Genomic DNA, 25,410 nt, shown 5'->3' with positions numbered 1-25,410 from the left:
TAGAGCACTTGAAAATGCTTTTTCTATGCACTTTTATTTCTTCCTTGAATATATAAAATGAAAAAGGGAGAATCCCATGAAACGAAACACATACATCGATTTCTTAGCTTATTACGGAATAGGGAGTGCTCATCCAGGTGGTTTTACGTTAACAAAACAATTGCTAGCACAACTGCCCCTTAGACAGGGAGCGAATGTCCTAGAGATAGGTTGCGGCACGGGAAAAACCGCAGCATATATGGCAAAAAATTTTGGATATAAAGTAACAGCGGTGGAAAAGAATGAAATTATGATTCAAAAGGCGAAAGATAGATGGTCGTTTGAAGGATTAGATATACAATTAATTGAAGAAAATGTAGAGAATTTACCGTGTTTGAATAACTCATTTGAATTGGTACTCGGAGAATCGATACTTGCTTTTACAGAGAAAGAAAGGGTTATTTCGGAGTGCTATCGTGTACTACAGAAAGACGGTAAGCTTGTTGTCATTGAAATGATTATTGATAGGCATATTGATAAGGGTGAGGAAGAGAAAATCGCTCAATTATACGGGATGAAAGAGCTATTAACTGAGAGTGAGTGGGTACAATTATTTCAGAAAGCAAATTTTAAGCGGGTTACTATTGCTGGCGGTGGTACAATTGCAGAAACAATCACTGCTTATATAGAAGAGCCGGAATGGAATGTATCACAATTTATTCCGAATGAGTTATATGAGGCATGGGTGCAACATGAAAATATAAGGCTTATGTACCAACACATTTTAGGGCATCGTATTTTTATATGTGAAAAATGAAGAAAAAGAGTTGGCTAAAAATAGTCAACTCTTTACTTATATTAAATGAAAAATAATGCAGCTAATGTAATTCCGAAGATAAAACCAAATCCGAGTTCAACACCCCAGCCGCAACCGCCGCCCCAGCCACAACCGCCGCCATCACAATTACCACAACCTCGACCACCACAACCGCAACCACTGAATCCACCGCCGCAACCGAATCCACAGCTGTCACATCTACTAAGGCCACCGCAAAGGTCACAGCCACCGTTTGCATATGCGTCATAGTATCCGAATCCTGTATCAAAAGATGAATGCTGTTGCATGGGCTCAATCCATACGGAATCTTTTGTCACATCGATTATTTTACCTAAATGAATACGACCATCAATGTCTTCAATTCGAACAACTTTACCGAAATAACGTCGGCACGTATCATAACATTTTTGTCTATGCATGTTTCTTCTCCTTCCGCATTACAGTAATACGATATGTAAAGGGGACAAGTGCGGCTTGTACGAATGCCCTATCTATCATAATTGTTATAGGAAAGGGGAAATATAGGAAGAGGATATATAAGGAGGAAAAGGCATGAAATCTACAGATCAGTTTCAGACATACGAAGTATCATGGGAAGAGTTTATTGAAGCATTGCGAGAGGAAATAAAGAAACAAGTAGGGGTAGATATTATTGATACAGTAGTTTGCAATTTAGAAGACGGTTTTGAAGTGTATACATATGTGCAAGGGGATTTGGATTTTGAATATAAGGAAGCACTGGAAAGGAAATATGGGAGTGATGCAAAAACTCCTAACGTGTTAACAATTATGTTATTAGCTAGCATATATAGTACAAGTGAGGAGAATATACGCTTGCATGCGGATCATAAAGATAATCCGATTGTTGAAGTGTATGTGAAGCAATAAATCAAACTTTTTGTTATGTGTTTTTAAAATAAAAAGTAGGAAAAGTCTGTTTTAAGTGTAGAGCTTAAACAGGCTTTTTTACTTATAGTATCGGATAGAAAACGCTAGAAGGAATCATATTCAGCTTTTATAACTGTTTACATAATAAAGTTATGCTGTGTTCGTTGTCCTAAAATACAAGTCATATATCTTGTATCCTCTCATAAATTTAAACATAGGAATTTGTCTACAAAGGTGGCGAAGCCTCATCATGAAAATTCGAATTTGTGCCACATTCATGTTGTTTCTATTTATATGGTTACATCCTTTTTGGACTTTTGCAAAAGGAGAGGAGGCAAAGGAAAGGGTCGTTTCACTTGTATATGATGATTCGGGCAGCATGAGAAATAACGATCGCTGGAAATATGCCAATTATGCTTTGCAAAGTTTAGTTGCGCTATTAGATGAAAAAGATACATTTTCTTACGTTCCAATGAGCAAGCCGAATGATCCATTAAACATTTCGTTAACGAAGGATAAGAGACAAACGGAAATTGAGGGAATTGGAGCGTGGAAAACGTATTTAAATACTCCGTTTAGCGCAGTAGAAACGGCGATGCAATCTATAAAAAAGGAAGCAGATATAGATGGGAAACGTGAATTTTGGCTTATTGTCTTAACTGACGGGGCATTTAATGATTTAGAGAAAGATAAGATTGGCGGAAAAGAACAAATTACACAAAAGTTAGCACAGTTTAAGAAAGAAATGGATGCAAAAAAGATATCGTTACATCCAATTTTAATTACGATGGAAGAGGATTTAGGACAGCAAGAAAAGGCACAACTAAATACGTTTAAAGAAATATGGAAAAAAGAGATAAATGGAGTTACGATGCCATCTAGTGGAGAGGATGGTATTGTAAAAAGCGTCAATCAAGTGGCGGCATTAGTTGCAAATCGTGATCCGTTCTCCTCTGTTGAATCGATTGTGAAAACGAAAGTGGTAGGAAAGAAAGTAGAGATTACAACACCATTTCCGTTAAAACGTATGACGCTTGTGCGACAATCGCCTTCTTTGTCTAATTATCAGGTCACACAAATTTCTAAACCATTACAATTACAATCTTCTTTTTCCATACATGCACCAGGTGAAGCGAAATTGTTCGGAAATATAGTTCATATCAGTACGGAAAATGAAGAAGTTATTAAACCAGGAACGTATACGATAGAAGTGGATCGAGATATTGAGAAAGAAGGGTTACAAGTACTAGTCGAACCGGCGCTTAATTATACTGTTTCTACTTATGACAAAGAGGATAAGGATAGAAAAAATGTTGAGGAAATGTATGAAGGTGTGACAGCTGTTATTGAAGCAAAACCTACTGAGTTGCCAGTTCAGTCTTCTTACTTTCAGGCAGAAGTAGAAATAGGCGGAAAGCAATATGCGATGAAGTGGGACGATAAAAGACATGTATTTTATTACGAAACGAAGCTTACTAAAGGATTAGTACGCGGGAAAGTTCATATGAACATAAAAGGATTTTACAGACAGACGAAAGAATTTAAAATCGAAACAACGAAAAAGCCTGAATTATCTCTTCGAACTGTCACGAAAGATTATGAAGAAAAAGTAACGAATTTAGAGAGTAGTAAACCATTTATTATACAACCACAGTTAGATGATAAGCCGATGACAGAAGAGGCTGTAAAAAAACTATTAAAATCTACTGGTGTCACATCTAAACAATCCATCAACTATGAAATAAAACAACATGGTAATCAAATTTATATTTATCCTCGACCTCATTACTCCGACACGTTCAATTTTACAGATACCGGCACCGTAGAAGCTACCATCGTAGTGCAGGATTCAAAGTTACAAGAAGTAAAGAAAAACATAAAACTCCACATTCAAGATGCACCGTTTTATGAAAAGTATGCGCTTATTTTTAAGTTTGTTATTCCTATCACTTTATTACTGTTAATAGTAGGAATAATCGTTTTAGGATGGATTGTCCGTCCGAGATTTCACCGTAAAGCACTATTGTATTACGAATGGGATCAAGAGGTAGCGAAAGATTGGTTATATCAATCTGAGCCAGAATTACTGAAAAATAAATGGTGGAAGCATTATTTTGGTATTCCGTTTAGGGCAGAAAGAAAGACTGTGCAATCCGTTACGTTTATAGCGAAGAAAGGATCAAAATCGATATTTGTAGCGAAAGAGTCACAAGTAGTAGGAATGATTATTGATGGGATGTTTATAACAGAGGATGAGGTTGGAATGGAACATAAGACACTATATCCAAATGAACTTTTAGTAATTGATAGAGGATATGGTAAGGAGATTTACAAATACGAGTGTGAATAGTAGGTGGGGAGAAGAGGAGAATGTTATCTTTCCCTCCTCTTTTCAAACAAGCAAGAATAGGAAGGTGGTTCACATGACGTTACAAGTTCCAACGATATTAATTGGTTTAGGTGGAATCGGTAGTACTGTGACACATCAAATATATGAAAGACTGCCTGAGGAGCGTCGAAAAAAGGTAGCAATGCACGTATTTGATACAGATGTGAATACATTGAGTAAATTTGATCATATTCGAAAGTTTAAGACGCAAACGAGTTCGAGCAAAACGCCTAGGGAGTATATTGCAGGAGATCCAACGATTCCAGAATGGTTTCCGATGGACCCGACTATACTTGATAAACCACTGACAGAAGGGGCAGGACAGTTACGCGTTATTTCCCGTTTAGCGTTACGTGCTGCGATGAAAGAAGATAAACTCACGTCCTTTTGGCAAGAAATTGAGAAGATTTTTCCAGTTACGAGCGATCAAACAGAATATGGAGTGCGTGTCATTATCGTAACATCACTAGCGGGCGGAACAGGTTCAGGAATGTTTCTACAAATTGCATTATATTTACGTGAAATGCTTCGGAAAAAACTGCAGCATCACAACATTTTAATACGCGGTGCATTTCTAATGCCGGATGTGTTAGTGAAGACGAGAACGGTTAGTGCGAAAGAGTTTGAAACGGTGCAAGCAAATGGCTATGCCTCGTTAAAAGAATTACATGCCATTACGCTCGGTTCTACTGGAGAGTTATCAAAACGCGGCGGGGTTACGATTGAATTAGAGTATCGACCGGATCAAGTAGATGAGGACGGAAGAACGAATCATACAATTAAACAACATCATTTACCGTACAATTATTGTTTCTTATATGATTACGAAAATTTACATGGACACCATCTGCACAATTTATCAGATTATATGGAGCAAATGGCAAATACGATTTATTTACAGTTATTTAGTCCGATGTCCGCAAATCATTTTGCACAGGAAGATAATCAAATTCAGCAATTAGCAGAATCAAGTGGGAAAGGACGATATTGCGGAGCAGGAACGGCAAAGATTATTTATCCATATGAGCATGTGTTAAAATATTGTGCTTTAAAATGGGCCGTGCAAGGTTTAGATGAATCGTGGCTTCATTTAGATCAATTGTTTCAAGAGAAGAAGCATAGATATGACCAAGATGTAAAACGTGGTATGCAGCGTGAAAAGCCAGAGCGCGGGAAAAGTTATTTAGAAGATTTAGAACATCTTGCTACTCGTCCAGAGCAGGCTCATATTTTCTATAGACAAATGTACAATGAAACGCGTGAAGGAGCAGAAGGCGGTAAGGTTGGTGTTGCGAAATCTAAACTGTTTTTAGAAGCTGTAGAAAGCTATGTACAGCGTACGGTACAAAAAGACGAGGAATTAAATCGTCTGCAGCATGAGTGTAAAATTTCGGCTGCGAAACTGAAAATGATGGAACAAATGAAAGGTGAAGTAGCAAGGGTCGATCATGCGGTTCGTTTATATGCGTATGCGATTCCGAGCCGTGTACATGAACATGTAACGACACTTTTATATGACATGATTGAATCAGACCGTTTTTCACCGAGTGGTTCTGAAGGCCAGTCATATCAATTAAATACATGGTTTTTAAAGAAAACAGATCCAGTTCATCCAGTAGCAGCTCGTTTTATGTTGTATGAAATTCGAAAGCAGTTAGTGGAAAAAATGAATCGACTACATGAAAATAATGAACAAAAGCGTAATTTAATTCAAAACTACGATAAGAAATTTAATGTGAGTAACATTGATGGAACGGTAACAGCTGTACGCCGAGTAGAAATTGCGCAACAACAAGGTTGGTTCGGAAAAATGATTAATAACCAGCAGCGTTTATTTAAAAAGGAATTTGAAGATATTGTAACGCAGTACGTACACAAATTAAACGAATACCGTAAAGAAATGCTATTAGAACTCGTTTATCAATCGCTATATCAAGCGGTTAATAAAATGATTCAATATTGGGAAAGGTTTTTTGATAATTTACATGAAACACGTGAAAATTTATTGTTCGAAATTCAAAAACGAAGCAAAGAATTTGAAGGGAAAACAAACCCAACGAATGTATACGTATTAGCGGAAGAGAAGTTACAAGAAAAGATATGGCAAGATATGCAACAACATTTAAATTTAGGTGTATTACCGAAAGATATATCAGCAGAAATTTATATGAGCTTATACGGGGAATATTGCCGGGATGCGAAAACAGAAGAGATTCAATCGAAAAAGGTAGAAGACTTTTATCGTGAGCACATACTAAGCTATTGCTATGACGAATTACAAATACGCTATCGCGATAAATTAGAGCTGAATATCGTTGAGGCATTACGAAAAGAGGCAGATTATAAGAATCGTGATCGTGATGAATATGTTCGTGAAAAAATTGAAGACTTGTTCCATTTAGCAAGTCCATTCGTGCCGAAAGTTTCTCATCATAGGGAATTACAATATTGGGGCATACATCCATCTTTAAAGAAAGAACTGCAAGAGGAATTAATGCAAGAAATGTTTAAAGAAAAAGATACAGTAAATGAAGCTTTCTCGCCATTTGAAGTCATTTGTTATCGTGCACATTACGGTTTATCACTACAAGACTTTCCTAAGCTTTCGTCTGGACATATTGCAAATGGATTTATGAATGATAAAGGTGATTATTTTCAGTCGTACTATCGCCGTGTAAACAAGTTGAATAGTAAAAAATCTAGTTTAACACCGCATTTAGATAAGTATTGGCACTTACCAGCATTCATGCCAGACTTAAATGCAACGCAAACGAAGTTAGATTATGATAAATGTAATCGAGCTCTTCTATACGCGTATATGTATCGCTGGATAAGTTTAGTTGCTGTTGATGGTCAGTTCGTGTATCAATATAACGGTGTTGGACGTAGCTTCTTAATTCAGTCGATGGGTAAAAATATTTCAAGTGAAAGTTATAAATTACACAGAGCATTGCTTCATAATCCATTTATTTATGAAAACATTTTGTCCAGATTTGAAGAAGAACAAGAAAAGGCGATGATACAAGGTGGACATTTATATACGCATCCATTTGTATTAGGTGCTCAAGATATTAGATGGCTACGTAAAGAGCATGTCCATAATATTTTAGATATGATTTTAATGTATGACCGTGAAGCGAAATATGATCCAACGTTAGAAGAAACTTCTGATGAATTATTAAGACTGTTCCTTGATGAAATTGAGTTATATTTCCAAAACTATTACGGTACAGGTGCCGATATGGTTGCCAAGAAAGAGAAAGAAATGTTTATTAAACAATTGTGGGATCGTTCGTACGCGAAAGGATATGTAGATCCAAATAGTGCTCCTTATAAAAAGTGGCAAAATTTATTAAGCGTTCATGATGAAGAAGAAACGCCAAAAACGAATGTATAATGAATGAAAAGGGAATCCTTAAAAGTGGCAATACAACTTTAGAAAAGAGGGATTCCGATGCCGTTTTTAGGAAGTGTATATCAAATATTCGGATTGTATCCAGAAATTTATTATGGAATGATTTCAGCTGAGCTTGCAGAGCAGCAAAGATTGGAAGAAGTGGAAAACGAAGAACCAGAAACAGAAGTGTAACTGTATAAGAAGCTTCAAAATAAAGATGATAACACGCTACTTGTTCTTTAAACGTATAAGAACAAGTAGCGTGTTTTTGCTATTTAATAATCCCATTTTCTAAAATTTTAATAGTAGGTGCTACTTTTACGTTAGCTTTTGAAAAGGCACTCGGCCAATCGTCTTCAACTCTTTTCCATTTTTCATATTGAAACGCTCTCGCATAATCACCAAATCCGAATGGATCAAGCTGCTGTTTTTGAATGTTGTGGATTAAATCGTTTAAATCTTTGTTTAGTTGTTTTGTAATAAGAGAAGTTAATTTCTTTCTATCTTTGTCTATATCCATATTGAATGTAAGTTCAGATACAGCGATTTTTAAATTCATTTTAACATTAAATTTGAAGCGGTTATCGCTATAGTCTGTATGGATATCACGATTCATGCTAAGAACATTTATTGTTACGAAATCGCCGCCATCGGTATCTTTTAAATCACTATTACTTTCAACTGAAGTAGAAGGGATTTTCAATGTAAGCGAAACCGGTGTATTCGCTTTCTTTTGTAACAAAAGAAGAAGGGCGCTTTCATAACGATTTAATGACATTTTATAAATTCCGCGAGAAGTTAATAGCGCGGAACCGGTAACGATAACATCTTTTTTACCTTTTTTTATTTCTGAAATAGCAGGTGTTATACCTTTATTAAACGTTTGCCTGTGAAATTCATGGAATGTTGTAAAAACGGTCCGATTGTACAGTTTGTTCGTATTAATTAAATCTGTTAAATACTCGGGAAGGGCAGGCTTGTCTTTAAAGTTATTATATATAACTGAAGAAATTGGACCGTCTACTGCAACCATACGCATGTTTCCAGTGTTTTTAGGATCACGATACCAAACATCAAGGTAAGGCATAGCCCCTTCTTGTTTTAAAAAATTTGTGCTAAATAAAATGAGCTGTAACTTTTCTGTAGATACTAAACCGCCACTTGAACTATTAAACGTTGCTTTTGCTTCTCGAGGTGTACGTACTTTCGCTTCATGTGTTTCGTACTTTTTTTCTACATCTTCATTAAAAATAGGATTTACGTGGTACACAATTAATTTTCCTTTTGCTTTTGCGTCAAAGCCGTAAATTAATGAAATCGATTGTTTTTCTAAGTCGAGTCGATCTCCACAGCCTGTTAAAAAGGTTATGAGAAAGTAAAGTATAGTGAAATGAATAAAGCGCCTCATTTAAACTCTTCTCCTTTTCCAATGCTGATAAAGTGTCATGTATAAGAGAAATACGACTGGGAATAGAAAAGCGATAAAATAACTGGCAGTTCCCCAAAAGTCTCGCAACGCATTTATTTGGTAAGAGGAAGGGATATAAAAGAATAAGACAACAATACACCCGAATAATAAAAACCAAATAGGTAAGGAACTCCCTTTTTTGTTAAGTAATTGATTGATTCCATCTGAAGCAGTAAATATGTAAGGAATGCAAGAATCAAAAATAATGAAGAGATAAAAAGATAAAAAGATAATTTCAAACCGTTCAAGAAACGAAAAGTGAAATGGTGTAACAAGAGAAAGGGTGGGCCATAAAAACTTTGTTATACCATCTGGACTAAAATAAACGAAAGAAACGAACGTGACTTGAAGATAAAGAAATAGTGTAATTAAATTTGCGATAACAATCCCTTTTTTAGCAGAGGATTTGTTATTCAAATACGGATAAAGGACAAATGCAAACTCAAATCCAAGAAATGCAATAATAGTTGATTTTACGGTGTTTAAAACTGGTATCCAGCCCTCTTTAAGAAGAGGGAGAAGGTATATCCAATGCCCATCTTTAAGAGGGATAAACAATAGTAAAGGCATCCACAGTGTGAAAAACACAGTGAAAACAGCATAGCGACTTATAATAAGAACGCCTTTACATGCGAGCATAAGCATGGGAATAGATAGTAAAATCATAATTAAAAACATTGGAGTTCTAGGTAAAATCCAAATGTGAATAACGTATAAGAGGGAAAAAATTAAGGAAATAGCTGCAAGGACAGCATATAAAATCCAAAAAATCATTCCTGCTCTTCCTAGCCACTTCCCAAGATAACGAGTTAGCACATCGAGTAAAGTATATCCAGGATGCTTTTCCATGATTTTTACAATAGACAGACTGACTAAAGTAGTAATAGCGCATCCAATAATGATAGAAATCCATCCATCTGTATTCGCCCCTTGTGCAACTTCGCGAGGAAGTGTAAGGACACCGAATCCTACTTGAACACCACTAATCGTTAAAATGTATTGAAATAAACTAATCTCCCTCTTTGCATGCTTTGTCACTTCTCTTCCTCCGTTCCTTCTATATCGCGTTGTCGATTCTCTTGTTTTAAGTTAAGGGATAGCGGGCGCTTCTTCATTATTTTCCATGGTAAACGTATAAGAATATCTTTTAAATCCGAAGCAAATAACGGAGAAAAAGGACTACCATAAGGAACACCGAGAGATTCCATAGAAAGTATATGAATAATAATGATTGCCATCCCAACCATAATACCAATGACACCAAATAAAGAGGCAATTATCATCATTGGGAATCGAAGAAGGCGAATTCCTGCAGACATTTCTAGATTAGGGATGATGAAAGAAGCAACTGCAGTAATAGATACGACGATAACCATAACATTACTTACTATTCCTGCTTGAACTGCAGCTTGTCCAATAACAATTCCTCCTACGACACCAATGGTTTGTCCAACGGGTCCAGGAAGCCGAACTGCAGCTTCGCGGAGCATTTCAAGTACTAATTCCATCAAAAGTGCTTCTAATATAGGAGGAAAAGGAATTTTAGCTCGAGATTCTCCAATCGTTAACAATAATTTAAGGGGAATCACTTCATAATGAAAGGAAATCATAGCAATATAAAGAGCAGGAGCAAAAATTGCAATAAATAATCCAGTGAAACGAAGTAATCGTATAAAAGATGGAATCATTGGTCTGAAGCTGTAATCATCTATCGTCTGAAAAAAAGCTGAAAAAGTCATTGGTCCTATTAATACGCCTGGTGAACGATCTACAACAACAGCAATTCGCCCATCCAGAATATGATGTGCTGTTGTGTCAGGGCGTTCAGTTATTGATAATTGCGGAAAGAGAGTATAGGAATTATCTTCAACAAATCCTTCTAATTCTCCGGTAGTAAGAATGGCATCTACTTTGATTGATTCGATGCGGCAGGCCATCTCTTGTACAACATCTTCGTTTGCAATGTCTGCTAAGTACAGCAAAAAAACTTTTGAAGTAGCTCGTTCACCAACAGTGAATTCCTTTACTTTCAATTCGCGATTTGGAATATATCGACGAATAAGTGCAAGGCTGTCGCTCGCTACTTCATTAAATCCTTCGTGTGAGCTTTTTATGGAGCTCTCTGTTGTAGGCTCTTCAATGCTCCTTTTTGGTGCCGCTTGCGTATCAAGCTCTAAAGCGGATAATTGCCCGTTTATAAATAAAATACTTTTGCCGTGTAAAAGAGATTGTTCAATGTCTGTCCACTGTTGAACTTTTTTAATATTTCCGATAGAAACAGAGGCTTCCCAAAAATCGTCTTCATTCCACTCTTTAAACAAGAGAGGACGAAGGATGTTTACGTTAATAACAGTTTTGTCTACAAGTCCTTCCATATATATAAGTGCAGCTTCCTGTCCGTTTTTTAATGGAAAAGTGCGTGTTATTAATTCTGGAATACCGCTAAACAGTTTGGACAAGTGCTTTAAATTAAGGGAAAGGGAAGAAGAGATAAATTTATTTAATGTGTGATCAGCTTGCTCTTGGGTAGAAAAAGATTTTTCACCACGAATCCATTTATTAAAAGACCCCATTTGTTTGCTTACTCCTTGTTATGTTTTATCCCGATTGGTGAGGGTTGATTAAAGTTTCACTTTATATGGGTTATTATGGATAGTTCCAAGCTCACATATGCGTAGTTTAAATTTTATATTGTATATTTTTAACTTTAACGCTATAATTATAGTGTTAAAGATGGAATCGTGATATGACCTGTTATGAATCTATCGTTTTATTTATGAATAAATGGATTGGTATTTTAGCAAGATGTGCTAATAAACTACTCCACCATGATAATAACGTGCCGAAATGTGGTGCGTATATTTTCGTGGTGGAGTTTTTTTATTCTCAAAAAGGGGGAAAGACCGTGAATAACAACATGGTTCATATTACAATTGACGGAAAAAAGTATACAGCGGAGCCCGGTTCAACGATATTGGGTGTTATAAATGAGAACGGGATTGAACATCCGCAAATTTGTTACGTGCCAGAAGTAGATCCTATTCAAACATGTGACACTTGTATTGTAGAAGTTGACGGAAAGTTAATGCGCTCTTGTTCGACAGTAGCGACAGAAGGTATGAACATTGAACGTAACTCTACTCGTGCGAAAGAAGCACAAACAGAGGCGATGGATCGGTTATTAGAAAATCATTTATTATACTGTACAGTATGTGACAACAACAATGGGAACTGTAAACTGCATAATACAGCAGAATTAATGGAAATCGAACATCAAAAATATCCTTATGAACCGAAAGTAGATGTAAGTGAAGTTGATATGACGCATCCGTTTTATCGCTATGACCCGAATCAATGTATTGCATGTGGTCAATGCGTTGAGGTGTGTCAAAACTTACAAGTAAATGAAACGTTATCGATAGACTGGGAAGCGGAGCGACCACGAGTGATTTGGGATGAAGGAGTAAATATTAATGATTCTTCATGCGTGAGCTGTGGTCAATGTGTAACGATTTGCCCTTGTAACGCTTTAATGGAAAAAACGATGCTTGGTGAAGCTGGATTTATGACGGGATTAAAACCAGATATTCTTGAACCAATGGTAGATTTAATTAAAGAAGTTGAGCCTGGATATAGCGGTATTTTTGCGGTATCAGAAGTGGAAGCGGCCATGCGTGATACTCGCACGAAGAAAACGAAAACAGTATGTACATTTTGTGGTGTAGGGTGTTCATTTGAAGTGTGGACGAAAGGACGTAAAATTCTTAAAGTACAACCTTCTTCTGATGCGCCAGTTAACGCAATTTCTACTTGTGTAAAAGGAAAATTTGGTTGGGACTTCGTAAATTCTAAAGAACGAATTACGAAACCTTTAATTCGTAAAAATGGAACGTTTGTTGAATCTACATGGGAAGAAGCATTGAATGTAGTTGCAAGTAAATTAGGAGCGATTAAAGAAGAGTACGGAAAAGATGCTATCGGTTTTATTTCTTCATCTAAAATTACGAATGAAGACAATTATGTGATTCAAAAATTAGCTCGACAAGTATTTGAAACGAATAATATTGATAACTGCTCACGTTATTGTCAATCACCAGCGACAGACGGATTATTCCGGACAATTGGTATGGGCGGAGATGCTGGAACGATTAAAGATATTGCACAATCTGGTCTTGTTATTATTGTAGGTTGTAATCCGACAGAAGGTCATCCTGTTTTAGCTACACGTATTAAACGTGCACATAAATTACACGGACAAAAATTAATTGTGGCTGATCTTCGTAAAACAGAAATGGCAGAGCGTTCAGATGTCTTTATTAGTCCAAAACAAGGAACAGATCAAGTATGGTTAATGGCTGTTACGAAATATATGATTGATCAAGGCTGGCACGATCAACGATTTATTGATGAGAATGTAAATTTCTTTGAAGATTTCAAAGAGAGCCTTACAGCATATACACTTGAATATGCAGAAGAAATGACTGGTATTTCAAAAGAAACACTGATTCAAATGGCTGAAATGATTCGTGATGCAGATGGTACATGTATCCTTTGGGGAATGGGGGTAACGCAAAATACAGGTGGATCTGATACTTCCGCTGCGATTTCAAACTTACTACTTGCAACAGGTAATTATCGTCGTCCAGGCGCTGGTGCATATCCGCTTCGAGGTCATAATAACGTACAAGGTGCTTGTGATATGGGTACTTTACCAGGATGGCTTCCTGGATATCAGCACGTTACGAACGATATGGAACGTGCGAAATTTGAAATGGCTTACGGAGTGAAAATTAATAGTGAACCAGGTCTGAATAATATTGAAATGCTTCACGCGATTGACGAAGGGAAAATGAAAGCTATGTATCTTGTCGGAGAAGACATGGCTCTTGTAGACTCTAATGCGAATCATGTACATGAAGTATTATCAAGCCTTGATTTCTTCGTTGTGCAAGATGTTTTCTTATCTAAAACGGCTCAATATGCAGATGTTGTATTACCAGCAGCGCCATCTCTTGAAAAAGAAGGTACTTTCACAAATACAGAGCGTCGTGTTCAAAGACTATATCAAGTTCTTCCTACGCTTGGAGATGCGAAGCCAGACTGGTGGATCGTGCAGGAAGTTGCGAATAAATTAGGTGCAAACTGGAATTATAGCCATCCAAGTGAAATCTTTGCTGAAATGGCAAGTTTATCACCACTATTCTCACAAGCAAACTATGAAGTACTGGAAGGATGGAATAGTTTCCATTGGGGAAGTTTTGACGGCACGAATACACCATTGCTTTTCCAAGATGGATTTAACTTCCCAGATAAAAAAGCTCGTTTTGCGATTGCTGACTGGGTGCGCCCAGCTGAATTCCCAGCTGAGTTCGACCTTCATATTAACAATGGTCGTATGCTTGAGCACTTCCATGAAGGGAATATGACAAATAAATCAACAGGTATTCAAACGAAAGTGCCTGGCGTTTTCGTTGAAGTTTCTCCAGCACTTGCAAAAGAACGTGGAGTAAAAACTGGTTCATTAGTCCGTCTTGTCTCTCCGTTTGGAGCGTTAAAATTACGTGCACTTGTAACAAATCGTGTAAAAGCGAATGAGTTATATTTACCGATGAACTCTACAGATAATGAAACAGCAATTAATTTCTTAACAGGTCCTGCCGTTGATACGCGTACGAACACACCTGCTTATAAACAGACGAAAGTGCGTATGGAAGTGCTGGAAATTGAGGGTGAAAATCCGATGCCAAAAGCGAATCCGCGTAATAAAAAACGTCATCCTCAATCTGGTATTGAGGTACATCGTAAGTGGGCACGTCCAGGGTATGTGCATTTAACGGATAAGTAGGAGGAGAAAAATATGGCTGCACCTATAAAAATGATTCAAAAACAAGAATTAACTGAGGAAGAAATAAAACAGAAAAAATTAGATGATTTAAAAGAGCTTCTAGCTAATAATGAAGACGCTCTAAATCAAATGTTTAACATAGTAGGGGAATTGAATGATATTGGCATGTTAGAAGCAGCTAATTCTATGCTAAAGGCGAAAGAACCAATCGCAAAAATTGTTCTTGGCCAAGTGACTCGTGAGCCTGTTACAAATTTAATTAATAATATGATGGGGGCTGCAGGTGCTTTAACAGAACTTGATCCGGAACTTACGAAAAAGCTTATAGGTAGCTTATTAGTAGGGCTAGAAGAAGGTAATGAACATCTAGAGAGTAATAAAAAAGTAGGGGTATTCGATCTTATGAAAGTATTGAAAGATCCAGACATTAACCGTGCTATCGGATTTGGGCTTCATTTCTTAAAAGGTATGGGTAAAGGGTTAAAAGACGAGTAACCTTCACGAAGTGAATCTTTTCGCCCAAATGTTTGTACGAAATAGTTTGGGCGGAAGGCTCATTTTGGTAAAATATATAATAAAGTAAAATGAGGCTTTTGGGAGGTATAGTGGTATGTCAAAAAAAGTACATGAATTTAATGATATGATTCGAAAACTTCGAAAGGAACTTTTCGGAAAAGGGCCAGAACGAATTCATACTGTTTTCGCTGAAAATATGGCGATTGCGACTCTTTACGGAAACTTAACACCTACTGAAAAATTCATTTCAAGTACGATGGACGGTGCGGAAATGGTTCATATGGCTAGAACGAAAATGATTCAAGAAGTGTATGCTGCAAATTCCCGTGAACATTTGGAGGAACTTGTTGGAGCGAAATTAGTGAATTTGTTTTCAGATATGAAAGTAGAAGAAGATATTGCAGTTTCGGTATTTGTTTTTGATAAAAATATAACGTGAGAGAAGGATACTGATCGTGAAACCGATACAGGTAGAAAGAGAAATCTTTCGTTATGAACAAGGGGCGTTTAAACATATAGAGGACAGCATTGTAACAGAGTTTCCAGTCACGATTAAAATGAACGGACAGGAGTTTGTTACAATGGTTAGTACTCCAGAATATATAGAAGATATGGTAATAGGCTTCTTAGCATCTGAGGGAATCATTCGGAAGTATGAAGATATTGATGACATATGGGTACAAGAGAAAGAAGGATTTGTACATGTCACGACGGCAAAAGTAAATCCGTATTACGAACAAATGCAAAATAAACGGTATATTACTTCATGCTGTGGTATGAGTAGACAAGGATTTGTTTTTGCAAATGATGCACTAAGCGCAAAGAAAATGAATGGCGTCCATGTACAGGTTACTGCAGAAGACTGTTTTCGATTAATGAAAGAAATGCAGCAATCTGCGGAGACATTTCGTCATACAGGGGGCGTTCATAATGCATCTTTGTGCAATGTGAATGGTATTATTTTAAGTCGAATGGATATCGGAAGGCATAATGCGTTAGATAAAATTTACGGTTATTGTTTAAAAAATAATATTTCTATAAGAGATAAAATCATTGTTTTTAGCGGTCGTATTTCTTCGGAAATATTATTGAAAGTTGCAAAAATTGGTTGTGAAATTATACTGTCAAAATCAGCTCCAACTGAGTTGGCTTTACAGCTAGCTGAAGAATTAGGTATTACTACGATAGGATTTATTCGGAATGAATCCTTAAATGTATATACGCATCCGGAGCGTGTTTTAAATATAAAATAAGTAAAAGCGAGGCAATAAATATGAAATCTGTCACATTAGACAAACTACAACGTCCGTTAAAGGATTTACGTATTTCAGTTACTGATCGCTGTAATTTTCGCTGTCGATATTGTATGCCAGAAGAAATATTTGGTCCTGATTACTCGTTTTTGTCTAATGATAAAATTTTATCTTTTGATGAAATTGAAAGGATAACGCGTATTTTCGTTTCTTTAGGTGTTAGAAAATTACGGATTACAGGCGGAGAACCGTTACTTCGAAGAGGTCTTCCGCAGCTTATTGAGCGCCTGAATAAAATAGATGGTGTGGAGGATATCGGTTTAACAACTAATGGATCGTTACTTAAAAAGTTTGCTCCTGATTTATATAAGGCGGGTTTATCACGTGTGACAGTTAGTTTAGATTCCTTAGAAGAAGAGCGGTTTTTCTATTTGAATGGTAATAGAAGCAAAGTACAAAGGGTTCTGGAAGGAATACAAGCTGCAGCTGAAGTCGGTATGAAAATTAAAATAAACATGGTCGTTCAAAAGGGGAAAAACGAACAGGATATCTTGCAGATGGCGCAATACTTTAAGGAAAATAAACATATTATTCGTTTTATTGAGTATATGGACGTTGGAAATTATAACGGTTGGGATTTAAAAGAGGTTGTCTCTAAACAAGAAATAGTAGATACGATTCATCAAGTTATGCCATTAGAACGAATAGAAGCGAATTATGTAGGAGAGGTTGCGACTCGCTATCGTTATATTGGAAGTGATGAAGAAATAGGTATTATTTCATCAGTAACAGACTCCTTCTGCTCCTCATGTACGAGAGCTCGTATTTCTGCAGAAGGAAAATTATATACTTGTTTGTTCGCTTCTAAAGGAAATGATTTGAGAGAACTGCTTCGATCAGAATACACTGACGAGGAAATAACAGATGTCGTACGCGATATATGGAACAAACGAGAAGATCGTTATTCAGATGAACGCTTAAGTCATACAAGTAAAAAAAGAGCACCTAAAATTGAAATGTCACATATTGGTGGTTGATATATATAAGTGACAATATGATGAAGTATATACAAAATGGAAGATGTGCAACGGTTGTAGATTTTCTATTTTATAGTAAAAGTGATGGTTGATCTCTCTGTAAAAGATGTGCAGAGAAATTAAGCAGCATTCAAAAACCTTTATGTTGAGGAGGTTTTTTGAAGCTGCTTTTTTATTTGGAGAAAATGGAGGAATTAGTAATGGCATTTCATAAACCGGAACAAATTGCTGAGCTTGTCATTGAGGCCGGTGTTCAAAAAGTAAGTCAGACCTTGCCAGCAATGCTTATTCTCGGTTTTTTAGGAGGAGCGTTTATTTCGCTAGGTTTTTTACTTAACATTCGCGTTTTAGGTAATTTGCCTGAGCGCTGGGGGAGTTTAGTAAATATTTTAGGAGGAGCGGTTTTTCCTGTTGGACTCATGCTCGTTGTATTAGCGGGAGGAGAATTAATTACCGGAAATATGATGTCACTGTCTATGGCGCTATATGCAAAGAAAATTACATTGGTTAGTGTGCTAAATAACTGGATTTGGATTACTTTTATGAATTTTGTAGGAGCTATTTTCGTAGCGTATTGTTTCGGTCATCTTGGCGGATTAACAGAGGGAGATTATTTAAATAAAACGGTAGCGATAGCAGAAGGCAAGTTACATGAATCTTTTGGAAGAACTTTAATTTTAGCAATTGGGTGTAATTGGCTCGTTTGTTTGGCGCTTTGGCTCGCTTATGGGACGAGTGATTTTGTCGGAAAAATAATCGGAATTTGGATTCCCATTATGGCATTTGTAGTGATTGGATTTCAGCAAGTGGTAGCAAATATGTTTGTCATCTCAGCAGTTATTTTTGCAGGTCATCTCACATGGATGGATCTTGCTAAAAATTTTGTTCCTGTCTTTATCGGAAATGTAATTGGCGGAGCTGGTTTTGTTGGATTTGCGTACTTTGCTTGTTATCAAAAACAACATTCTAATATGAAATAGAGTTCGTGAGAGGAAGGGTATGTAATGGCTGAGCGGTATTCACGACAACATTTGTTTAAACCAATTGGGAATAGAGGGCAAGAAAAAATTCGAAATAAACATGTGTTAATTGTAGGAGTAGGCGCATTAGGAAGTGCAAGTGCCGAAAGTTTCGTACGTGCAGGTATTGGCAAGTTGACGATCATAGATCGTGATTACGTTGAATGGAGTAATTTACAAAGGCAACAATTGTACTCTGAACAAGATGCAAGAGAGAAATTGCCAAAAGCAATCGCTGCTAAAAATCGGCTAGAAAAACTTAATTCGGAAGTACAAATACATGCTTTCGTAATGGATGCGTGTGTAGAAAACTTAGAAGGGCTATTAGAAAATGTCGATGTAATCATTGATGCAACAGATAATTTTGATATCCGATTTATAATAAATGACTTATCACAAAAACATAATATCCCGTGGGTATATGGTTCTTGCGTTGGCTCGTACGGTATGAGTTGTACAATTATTCCGCAAGAGACACCGTGTTTACATTGTGTGCTGAAGAACGTTCCAGTTACAGGTGTGACGTGTGATACAGCTGGAATTATTAGCCCGACTGTACAAATCGTCGCAGCATATCAAGTGGCGGAAGCACTCAAAATTTTAGTAGAAGATTTTGCAGCAATTAGAAAAACATTTTTCATATTTGATATATGGAGTAATCAAAACCATTTTATAAAACTAGGGAAAATCAAGACAGACAATTGCTCTTCATGCGGTTTGAATCGCATTTATCCTTATTTATTATACGAAAATCAAACGAAGGTAGCTGCTTTATGCGGAAGAAATACAGTTCAAATTAGACGAGTAGACAATAGAAAATACAATTTTGATGATATAGAAAAAGTATTAAAAAAAGTGGGGGAAGTAGATCGGAATCCGTATTTACTATCTTGCCAATTAGATGAGTACCGCATCGTTGTTTTTCGGGATGGTCGTATTTTTATTCATGGCACAAATGATATTTCGAAAGCGAAACAACTATATTATCGTGTATTCGGCTAATAGAAAGGGTTGTCAACAATGGAAAGAAGAGTACCAATCACAGTTGAAGAGGCTGTTCGTAAAGTGATGGGATTTGCTCATAACGGCTTAAAGGAGCTACTACCTATTGAATTAGCTTACGGACGTATATTAGCAGAGGATTTAGTAGCTGACCATGATGTGCCGTCATTTAATCGTTCACCGTATGACGGGTTTGCTATTAGAGCAAAAGATACGGATTTAGCAAGTTATGAAACGCCAATTGTATTTGAAGTAGTGGGTGAAATTGGTGCAGGATCGCTATTCGATGAGAAAGTAGGTCCGTTTCAAGCAGTTCGAATTATGACAGGAGCGCAAATTCCGAGTGGATGTGATGCAGTTGTTATGCTAGAGCTGACTCGTCAATATGAGGAGGCTGGCAGTAAGTATATGGAATTGAAACGGTCATTCAAAACGGGCGATAATATTTCTTTTCAAGGTGAAGATGCTCGTAAAGGAACGGTTCTTGCAAAGAAAGGAACATACATTAATCCAGGTATTTCAGCTCTTCTTGCTACGTTCGGGTATAGCGAGGTGCCAGTTGCGAGAAAGCCTGTAGTTGGACTATTAGCGACTGGCAGTGAATTACTGGATGTAAACGATTCATTACAGCCAGGGAAAATCCGAAATAGTAATACGTATATGATATTGTCTCAAATCCGAAGAGCAGGCGGAAGAGTAAAATATTTTGGGAAGTTTAGCGATGATTTTTATACGTGTTTTACGGCTGTAAAAGAAGCATTAAGCCAAGTAGATATGCTCATTACAACAGGTGGTGTATCAGTAGGGGATTACGATTATTTGCCAGCTATATATGAAAAATTAGGTGCATCAGTTCTTTTCAATAAAGTTGCAATGAGGCCAGGAAGTGTTACGACTGTAGCGCAATTAAATGGCAAGTTATTATTTGGATTATCAGGAAATCCATCTGCTTGTTACGTAGGGTTTGAATTATTTGTAAGACCTTGTATTCGGACGTATATGTTTAGTGAAAAAGCACATGTAAAAAGAGAAAAAGCGTTATTAGGAGAAGACTTTCTAAAGCCAAATCCATTTACAAGATTTGTACGAGGAAAACTAACATATAACGAAGGGCAGTTAATCGCTTATCCGTCAGGGTTTGATAAATCTAGCTCAGTTTCTTCTCTAGCAGAGACAAATATATTTATTGTACTTCCAGGTGGTACGAGAGGGTATAAAAAAGATATGTTCGTAGATGTTCTCTTGTTGGAAGATAACGAAGGTAGTGAATGGCCTTGGACATTTTATAAAGTGAGAGGTGATTCTAATGGGACAAGTGCTATTTGAAATTGTAGATATACCGATTGTAGTTGAAGAAGTAACAAATAAGGTTGCAAGAAGAGACGCAGGTGCGATTACAACTTTTATTGGTACAGTGAGAGAATTAACAAAAGGAAAACGAACGCTACATTTAGAGTATGAAGCATATAAACCAATGGCAGTAAAGCAACTTATGAGAATTGGTGAAGAAATTAGTGAAAGATGGCCGGATGCAAAAGTAGCAATTACTCACCGAGTAGGCCGGCTAGAAATAATGGATATTGCGGTAGTCATTGCAGTTTCATCACCGCATCGTAAAGTAGCTTATGAAGCGAATGAATACGCAATTGAACGTATAAAGCGAATCGTCCCAATATGGAAAAAAGAATTTTGGGAAGATGGGACGATGTGGATTGGCGATCAACTTGAAAATACACCATATCCAGCAGGAAAACCGAAGAAGGAAGAATGAGAAAATGATTACAATTTTACTGTTTGCAAATTTGCGTGAGGAAGTCGGATTAGATCGATTCGTAATTTCAGAAAAACAAGAAATGACAGTGCAGCAATTAAAAGAATGGCTCAAAGCAAACTATAGTTTACAATCGCTTGATAGAGTGATGGTGGCTGTTAATGAAGAGTTTGTAACGAATGAAGAGATGATACGAGCTGGAGATATTGTCGCATTCATCCCGCCTGTTAGTGGTGGATAATAAGCGTTTCTTGAAACGATAAGAAGATGCTATATATAAATTCGAATACGAGAAGGGATGAGTTCTATGCTTACTCAAGAACAAATAATGAATGCGTTAAAACATGTAGAGGATCCAGAATTACACAAAAGTATTGTAGAGTTAAACATGGTTAGAAATATACAAATGAATGGAACAGAGGTTAAACTTGAAGTAGTGCTAACGATTCAAGGTTGTCCGTTAAAAGCAAAAATTCAACAAGATGTAGAAGAGTCTCTGCAGGCAATTGGTGCATCTAAAGTAGATTTGACGTTTGGTTCTATGACACAAGAAGAACGAGCTACGCTAACAGAAAAGTTAAAGAAAAATAGTAGAACAGAAACTGGTATGCCGAGCATGCTTCGTCCTGATTCAGGAGTACGATTTATTACTGTAACGAGCGGAAAAGGTGGAGTCGGAAAATCAACTGTAACAATTAATCTTGCAACGGCTTTAGCTCGTATGGGCAAAAAAGTGGGGATATTAGATGCAGATATATATGGTTTTAGCATTCCAGCTATGATGGAAACGAATCAAAAACCAACGATGATTGATCAAACAGCAATTCCAGTTATTAGTCACGGTGTTAAAATCATGTCGATGGGATTTTTTACAGAAGGAAATAATCCGGTTATGTGGCGCGGACCGATGTTAAATAAATGGATTCAAAATTTCCTTGCGAATACGCACTGGGGAGAATTAGATTATTTACTGCTTGATTTACCACCTGGTACAGGAGATGTTGCCATTGATGTTGCAGCAATGATTCCGCAGGCGAAAGAAATTATTGTTACAACACCACATAATGTAGCTTCATTCGTAGCATCTAGAGTAGGCGTAATGGCAAAACATACGAAACACGAGATTTTAGGTATTGTGGAAAACATGGCTTATTATGAAGAACAAGATGGATCGAAAAATTATCTGTTCGGAAAAGGCGGCGGGGAAATGTTAGCAGAACAATTGCAAACAGAAGTAATCGCACAAGTACCTTTTGCAAAACGTGAAGAAAACAGCGGTTCATCTGTATATGATGAAGATTCCCTTGTTGGAGAAGTGTTTACATCGTTAGCAGAAGATATTATTTATAAAGGATAGAGGAGGAATTTTTTATGGCGTGTAATATCGATCATTCTATTGAAGATGTAAGGAATAAACTTGAAAGTCAAAAGAGTTTTTTATCTGAAGAGATTTTTAAAGGGTTAAAAAATTTTTTACAAGGTAATCACTCACAAGAAATGTTAAATGATGTCTTTCATCTTCTAAAAAAGTATGACTTAGTTAGTGAAGAAGAAAGAGAGACGAGAAATACTCAATTATTGCTGATTATAAAATAAATACGCTTTGGCTTTTGTTTTGTAACAGGAGGGGTAAATGTAATGAATATGAAGAAGATGATTGAAACGATAGAAGCAACAAAAATGGCTGATGAAGAATTATCGATTACTCATTTACATCAAAAGCTCGTGAAGTTATATAGTCAAAAAAATGTTGCTCATTATACGGAGTTATTAAAATATATTTTATCCTTATCCGTGCAGCTTGATTTACATTTCGTATTGAAATATTTTGGTGTGCGACCGGTTGTTGCTATAGACGAGCGTATGCAATTTCAAGAGATATTTAAATGTTTAGCTAATAAGGATGATAATGGGGAATGGTTTTTAAATTTCGTTTCTTTATATGTAGGGCTAATTGTAGTTCTTCACTTTGATGAAAAAGTGATTGAGAGAAGTTTTTTCGATGCTATGGTAGTGGGTGAAGGGAATGAAATATAAGGATCTTGCCCATAACATCTTTCTATTTAATAGCTATAATTAGTCTTTTGATTGGCTATGTAAATATGAAGGTAACAAATTAATAAAAAGTGTTCTTCAGTTGTTTCCATCGTTTTTTCATGTTACCATTAAGCGAATTTTTCATAGGGAGAGAAAGCGATGAAATGGATTTATTTTATTATGATTAACGTTATAGCTTTTAGCCTTATGGGGCTTGATAAACGAAAAGCGAAGAAGAAACAGTGGAGAACGCCAGAAAGTACGTTGTTTTTATCAGCAGCAGCTGGGGGAGCAGTTGGAGCTTGGATTGGTATGTATATGTTTCATCATAAAACTCATAAAAAGAAATTTGTTTTCGGCATACCGTTACTTGTTGTAATAACGGTATGTTTATTATTCGTTGTATGAGAAATGTCGAAAGAAATGCAGATTGATTATTGGTAAAGTGAGCACGTGGGAACGTATAATGGAGAAAAAATGAGAAGAGGAGAAAAAGGAAGATGGGGAGTCAAACAGCAGAGCAAAAAAAAGGGATTATATATGCGGCTGGTGCGTATACGATGTGGGGAATACTACCAATCTATTGGAAATGGGTTGAGGAAGTTCCAGCAGATGAAATATTAGCACACCGCATCGTTTGGGCGTTCGTGTTTATGTTAATCGTATTAGGTGTTACGAAGAGATTTCGTCAGTTTATTGGGGAGTTCGTGAATCTTTTTAAACGACCTAAATTATTAATGTCATTAACAATAGCTTCTGTCTTGATTAGCGGAAACTGGTTTGTTTACATATGGGCCGTTAATCATAATCATGTTATTGAAGCAAGTCTTGGCTATTATATTAATCCACTTATTAGTATTTTACTTGGTACAGTGGTTTTAAAGGAAAAGTTAAACTTTTGGCAATACGTTGCAGTTGGTTTGGCTGGGGTAGGGGTTATCATTTTAACAGTACGTTTCGGGGCTATCCCGTGGGTTTCTTTATCACTTGCCCTTTCATTTGGATTATATGGATTAACGAAAAAATTGTTAAACTATGATGCGACAATTGGACTTACGATGGAAACGATGTTAGTGACGCCGTTTGCGATTATTTATCTAGTAATGACAGGAGTACATGGTTTCGGCTCATTTGGCTCGATTTCAATGTTATCGACATTACTATTAATAGGGGCGGGCATTGTTACAGCATTGCCACTTTTTTATTTTGCAAAAGGAGCCCAACTTATTCCGCTTTATATGGTAGGGTTTTTACAATATATTGCACCAACAATTAGTTTGATTTTAGGTGTATTCGTATTTGGTGAACATTTCACATCTACTCATATGATTGCATTTTTCTGTATATGGGTTGCATTATTTGTATTCTCGGTAGCGAAAACAAAGTTCTTGGTGCAGAAACAACCGAAATTTATAAAAAATAAATCAGCAAAAGTATCATAATGCGTAGTATTTTCTACGCATTTTTCTTTATACTGTTACTATAAAGGATTTCCATTATAGCTAGTAGGGAGCTGAGAACGTGGAAACAATTTTACATAATGATCCGCTTATGGCCGCTGTAATTTCATGGTTTTTAGCACAATTAACGAAAGTAGTCTTTAAATTAGTCAAAACGGGTGAATTTGATTTTGCAAAGTTTTTCGCTTCAGGTGGGATGCCAAGTTCTCATGCTTCAACTGTTACAGCACTGGCGACAGGTGTTGGCGTTGTAGAAGGTGTGGAAAGTACTTTATTTGCAATTGCTGCTATTTTTGCCATTATAGTTATGTATGATGCTTCAGGAGTAAGGCTTGCGGTAAGTAAACAAGCGAAAATATTGAATGAGTTTTTTCACGGTAGACAAACAGAATATAAGAAGTTAAATGAACTTGTCGGGCATACACCGTATGAAGTAGTAGTTGGTGCTTTATTAGGGATTATTGTCGGAGTAGGATATTGTTTATGAGCAGAACATTTTATATGTTCTGCT

The 25,410-nt window shown here is 36.6% G+C and carries 25 protein-coding genes; 21 read left to right on the top strand and 4 right to left on the bottom strand.

Annotated elements, in window-relative coordinates; all coding sequences use genetic code 11:
* Positions 1-76: 76 nt before the first annotated feature.
* A complete protein-coding gene (locus MKY00_RS17470) occupies positions 77-796 on the top strand; it encodes a class I SAM-dependent methyltransferase (RefSeq protein WP_000828280.1) in 720 nt (239 codons plus the stop codon).
* A gap of 41 nt (positions 797-837) precedes the next feature.
* On the opposite strand, the gene MKY00_RS17465 is transcribed toward MKY00_RS17470, so the two are convergent.
* Positions 838-1,236, bottom strand: coding sequence for a hypothetical protein (locus MKY00_RS17465; protein ID WP_000554981.1), 399 nt, complete (start codon positions 1,234-1,236; stop codon positions 838-840).
* A 133-nt stretch (positions 1,237-1,369) separates the two neighbouring features.
* Between MKY00_RS17465 and MKY00_RS17460 the strand changes: the two genes are divergently transcribed.
* From MKY00_RS17460 to MKY00_RS17445, 4 genes are all read left to right on the top strand, one after another.
* Positions 1,370-1,705 carry a hypothetical protein gene (locus MKY00_RS17460; protein ID WP_016718211.1) on the top strand — a complete coding sequence of 112 codons (336 nt, stop codon included), beginning with the start codon at positions 1,370-1,372 and terminating at the stop codon, positions 1,703-1,705.
* A gap of 250 nt (positions 1,706-1,955) precedes the next feature.
* Positions 1,956-4,055 (top strand): vWA domain-containing protein, encoded by a 2,100-nt coding sequence (locus tag MKY00_RS17455; RefSeq protein ID WP_016718210.1) that lies wholly within the window; start codon positions 1,956-1,958, stop codon positions 4,053-4,055.
* A 73-nt stretch (positions 4,056-4,128) separates the two neighbouring features.
* A complete protein-coding gene (locus MKY00_RS17450; RefSeq protein WP_000175139.1) occupies positions 4,129-7,491 on the top strand; it encodes a tubulin-like doman-containing protein in 3,363 nt (1,120 codons plus the stop codon).
* Positions 7,492-7,548: 57 nt separating this feature from the next.
* Positions 7,549-7,683: a hypothetical protein gene (locus MKY00_RS17445; protein ID WP_001116176.1), complete on the top strand. Its 135-nt coding sequence runs from the start codon at positions 7,549-7,551 to the stop codon at positions 7,681-7,683.
* A 79-nt stretch (positions 7,684-7,762) separates the two neighbouring features.
* Here MKY00_RS17445 and gerSC read toward each other — a convergent pair whose 3' ends face one another.
* The 3 genes from gerSC to gerSA are packed head-to-tail and all read right to left on the bottom strand — an operon-like array spanning position 7,763 to position 11,532.
* Positions 7,763-8,899 carry a spore germination protein GerSC gene (gerSC, locus tag MKY00_RS17440; RefSeq protein WP_001252220.1) on the bottom strand — a complete coding sequence of 379 codons (1,137 nt, stop codon included), beginning with the start codon at positions 8,897-8,899 and terminating at the stop codon, positions 7,763-7,765.
* Positions 8,900-9,997, bottom strand: a complete 1,098-nt coding sequence (locus tag MKY00_RS17435) for an endospore germination permease (protein WP_016718209.1) — start codon at positions 9,995-9,997, stop codon at positions 8,900-8,902. It abuts the gene before it with no gap.
* Positions 9,994-11,532, bottom strand: coding sequence for a spore germination protein GerSA (gerSA, locus tag MKY00_RS17430; RefSeq protein WP_000534508.1), 1,539 nt, complete (start codon positions 11,530-11,532; stop codon positions 9,994-9,996). Before gerSA ends, MKY00_RS17435 begins: the two co-directional genes overlap by 4 nt.
* 344 nt (positions 11,533-11,876) lie before the next feature.
* Here gerSA and fdhF point away from each other — a divergent pair, with 344 nt between their 5' ends.
* From fdhF to MKY00_RS17350, 16 genes are all read left to right on the top strand, one after another.
* Complete coding sequence (gene fdhF / locus MKY00_RS17425; protein ID WP_162493027.1) at positions 11,877-14,804, top strand: formate dehydrogenase subunit alpha; 2,928 nt, start codon at positions 11,877-11,879, stop codon at positions 14,802-14,804.
* 12 nt (positions 14,805-14,816) lie between these two features.
* Positions 14,817-15,299: a DUF1641 domain-containing protein gene (locus MKY00_RS17420; protein ID WP_000729887.1), complete on the top strand. Its 483-nt coding sequence runs from the start codon at positions 14,817-14,819 to the stop codon at positions 15,297-15,299.
* Positions 15,300-15,414: 115 nt separating this feature from the next.
* Positions 15,415-15,759 carry a DUF2294 domain-containing protein gene (locus MKY00_RS17415; protein ID WP_000039582.1) on the top strand — a complete coding sequence of 115 codons (345 nt, stop codon included), beginning with the start codon at positions 15,415-15,417 and terminating at the stop codon, positions 15,757-15,759.
* Positions 15,760-15,775: 16 nt separating this feature from the next.
* Positions 15,776-16,573 carry a formate dehydrogenase accessory sulfurtransferase FdhD gene (gene fdhD / locus MKY00_RS17410; protein WP_000802674.1) on the top strand — a complete coding sequence of 266 codons (798 nt, stop codon included), beginning with the start codon at positions 15,776-15,778 and terminating at the stop codon, positions 16,571-16,573.
* A gap of 20 nt (positions 16,574-16,593) precedes the next feature.
* Positions 16,594-17,610, top strand: a complete 1,017-nt coding sequence (moaA, locus tag MKY00_RS17405; RefSeq protein ID WP_016718207.1) for a GTP 3',8-cyclase MoaA — start codon at positions 16,594-16,596, stop codon at positions 17,608-17,610.
* 200 nt (positions 17,611-17,810) lie between these two features.
* Entirely contained in the window at positions 17,811-18,590 is a 780-nt protein-coding gene (locus MKY00_RS17400; protein WP_029141173.1) for a formate/nitrite transporter family protein, read from the top strand.
* 24 nt (positions 18,591-18,614) lie between these two features.
* Positions 18,615-19,631 (top strand): molybdopterin-synthase adenylyltransferase MoeB, encoded by a 1,017-nt coding sequence (locus MKY00_RS17395; protein ID WP_016718205.1) that lies wholly within the window; start codon positions 18,615-18,617, stop codon positions 19,629-19,631.
* A gap of 18 nt (positions 19,632-19,649) precedes the next feature.
* Positions 19,650-20,957 (top strand): molybdopterin molybdotransferase MoeA, encoded by a 1,308-nt coding sequence (gene moeA, locus MKY00_RS17390; protein ID WP_016718204.1) that lies wholly within the window; start codon positions 19,650-19,652, stop codon positions 20,955-20,957.
* Complete coding sequence (gene moaE / locus MKY00_RS17385) at positions 20,938-21,402, top strand: molybdopterin synthase catalytic subunit MoaE (RefSeq protein WP_000531873.1); 465 nt, start codon at positions 20,938-20,940, stop codon at positions 21,400-21,402. Before moeA ends, moaE begins: the two co-directional genes overlap by 20 nt.
* 4 nt (positions 21,403-21,406) lie before the next feature.
* A complete protein-coding gene (moaD, locus tag MKY00_RS17380; RefSeq protein WP_000628477.1) occupies positions 21,407-21,643 on the top strand; it encodes a molybdopterin converting factor subunit 1 in 237 nt (78 codons plus the stop codon).
* A gap of 66 nt (positions 21,644-21,709) precedes the next feature.
* On the top strand, positions 21,710-22,759 hold the full coding sequence (locus MKY00_RS17375; protein ID WP_016718203.1) for a P-loop NTPase: 1,050 nt from the start codon (positions 21,710-21,712) through the stop codon (positions 22,757-22,759).
* 14 nt (positions 22,760-22,773) lie between these two features.
* Positions 22,774-22,998 (top strand): hypothetical protein, encoded by a 225-nt coding sequence (locus tag MKY00_RS17370; protein ID WP_016718202.1) that lies wholly within the window; start codon positions 22,774-22,776, stop codon positions 22,996-22,998.
* A gap of 42 nt (positions 22,999-23,040) precedes the next feature.
* Positions 23,041-23,439 (top strand): hypothetical protein, encoded by a 399-nt coding sequence (locus tag MKY00_RS17365; RefSeq protein WP_016718201.1) that lies wholly within the window; start codon positions 23,041-23,043, stop codon positions 23,437-23,439.
* A gap of 159 nt (positions 23,440-23,598) precedes the next feature.
* Positions 23,599-23,847 (top strand): DUF1294 domain-containing protein, encoded by a 249-nt coding sequence (locus MKY00_RS17360; RefSeq protein ID WP_000871342.1) that lies wholly within the window; start codon positions 23,599-23,601, stop codon positions 23,845-23,847.
* Positions 23,848-23,939: 92 nt separating this feature from the next.
* Complete coding sequence (gene rarD / locus MKY00_RS17355) at positions 23,940-24,881, top strand: EamA family transporter RarD (RefSeq protein WP_016718200.1); 942 nt, start codon at positions 23,940-23,942, stop codon at positions 24,879-24,881.
* 79 nt (positions 24,882-24,960) lie between these two features.
* The gene (locus MKY00_RS17350) at positions 24,961-25,386 is read left to right on the top strand and encodes a divergent PAP2 family protein (protein ID WP_000447823.1); all 426 of its coding nucleotides are present in this window, start codon (positions 24,961-24,963) and stop codon (positions 25,384-25,386) included.
* Positions 25,387-25,410: the final 24 nt, after the last annotated feature.

The organism is Bacillus sp. FSL R9-9834 (assembly GCF_038006905.1).
Taxonomy (GTDB): domain Bacteria; phylum Bacillota; class Bacilli; order Bacillales; family Bacillaceae_G; genus Bacillus_A; species Bacillus_A pacificus.
Note: the sequence above shows the minus strand (reverse complement) of the source record. Positions and strands in the feature narration are given on the sequence as shown.

What these genes read in the sequence shown, in the direction of transcription:
- MKY00_RS17395 (WP_016718205.1), top strand. Translation starts at nt 18,615, where the DNA reads ATGGCTGAGCGGTATTCACGACAACATTTGTTTAAACCAATTGGGAAT.
- fdhF (WP_162493027.1), top strand. Translation starts at nt 11,877, where the DNA reads ATGGTTCATATTACAATTGACGGAAAAAAGTATACAGCGGAGCCCGGT.
- MKY00_RS17445 (WP_001116176.1), top strand. Translation starts at nt 7,549, where the DNA reads ATGCCGTTTTTAGGAAGTGTATATCAAATATTCGGATTGTATCCAGAA.
- MKY00_RS17365 (WP_016718201.1), top strand. Translation starts at nt 23,041, where the DNA reads ATGAATATGAAGAAGATGATTGAAACGATAGAAGCAACAAAAATGGCT.
- moeA (WP_016718204.1), top strand. Translation starts at nt 19,650, where the DNA reads ATGGAAAGAAGAGTACCAATCACAGTTGAAGAGGCTGTTCGTAAAGTG.
- moaD (WP_000628477.1), top strand. Translation starts at nt 21,407, where the DNA reads ATGATTACAATTTTACTGTTTGCAAATTTGCGTGAGGAAGTCGGATTA.
- MKY00_RS17400 (WP_029141173.1), top strand. Translation starts at nt 17,811, where the DNA reads ATGGCATTTCATAAACCGGAACAAATTGCTGAGCTTGTCATTGAGGCC.
- MKY00_RS17465 (WP_000554981.1), bottom strand. Translation starts at nt 1,236, where the DNA reads ATGCATAGACAAAAATGTTATGATACGTGCCGACGTTATTTCGGTAAA.
- MKY00_RS17370 (WP_016718202.1), top strand. Translation starts at nt 22,774, where the DNA reads ATGGCGTGTAATATCGATCATTCTATTGAAGATGTAAGGAATAAACTT.
- MKY00_RS17460 (WP_016718211.1), top strand. Translation starts at nt 1,370, where the DNA reads ATGAAATCTACAGATCAGTTTCAGACATACGAAGTATCATGGGAAGAG.
- MKY00_RS17415 (WP_000039582.1), top strand. Translation starts at nt 15,415, where the DNA reads ATGTCAAAAAAAGTACATGAATTTAATGATATGATTCGAAAACTTCGA.
- MKY00_RS17420 (WP_000729887.1), top strand. Translation starts at nt 14,817, where the DNA reads ATGGCTGCACCTATAAAAATGATTCAAAAACAAGAATTAACTGAGGAA.
- gerSC (WP_001252220.1), bottom strand. Translation starts at nt 8,899, where the DNA reads ATGAGGCGCTTTATTCATTTCACTATACTTTACTTTCTCATAACCTTT.
- rarD (WP_016718200.1), top strand. Translation starts at nt 23,940, where the DNA reads ATGGGGAGTCAAACAGCAGAGCAAAAAAAAGGGATTATATATGCGGCT.
- MKY00_RS17470 (WP_000828280.1), top strand. Translation starts at nt 77, where the DNA reads ATGAAACGAAACACATACATCGATTTCTTAGCTTATTACGGAATAGGG.
- MKY00_RS17450 (WP_000175139.1), top strand. Translation starts at nt 4,129, where the DNA reads ATGACGTTACAAGTTCCAACGATATTAATTGGTTTAGGTGGAATCGGT.
- moaA (WP_016718207.1), top strand. Translation starts at nt 16,594, where the DNA reads ATGAAATCTGTCACATTAGACAAACTACAACGTCCGTTAAAGGATTTA.
- MKY00_RS17455 (WP_016718210.1), top strand. Translation starts at nt 1,956, where the DNA reads ATGAAAATTCGAATTTGTGCCACATTCATGTTGTTTCTATTTATATGG.
- moaE (WP_000531873.1), top strand. Translation starts at nt 20,938, where the DNA reads ATGGGACAAGTGCTATTTGAAATTGTAGATATACCGATTGTAGTTGAA.
- MKY00_RS17375 (WP_016718203.1), top strand. Translation starts at nt 21,710, where the DNA reads ATGCTTACTCAAGAACAAATAATGAATGCGTTAAAACATGTAGAGGAT.
- gerSA (WP_000534508.1), bottom strand. Translation starts at nt 11,532, where the DNA reads ATGGGGTCTTTTAATAAATGGATTCGTGGTGAAAAATCTTTTTCTACC.
- MKY00_RS17360 (WP_000871342.1), top strand. Translation starts at nt 23,599, where the DNA reads ATGAAATGGATTTATTTTATTATGATTAACGTTATAGCTTTTAGCCTT.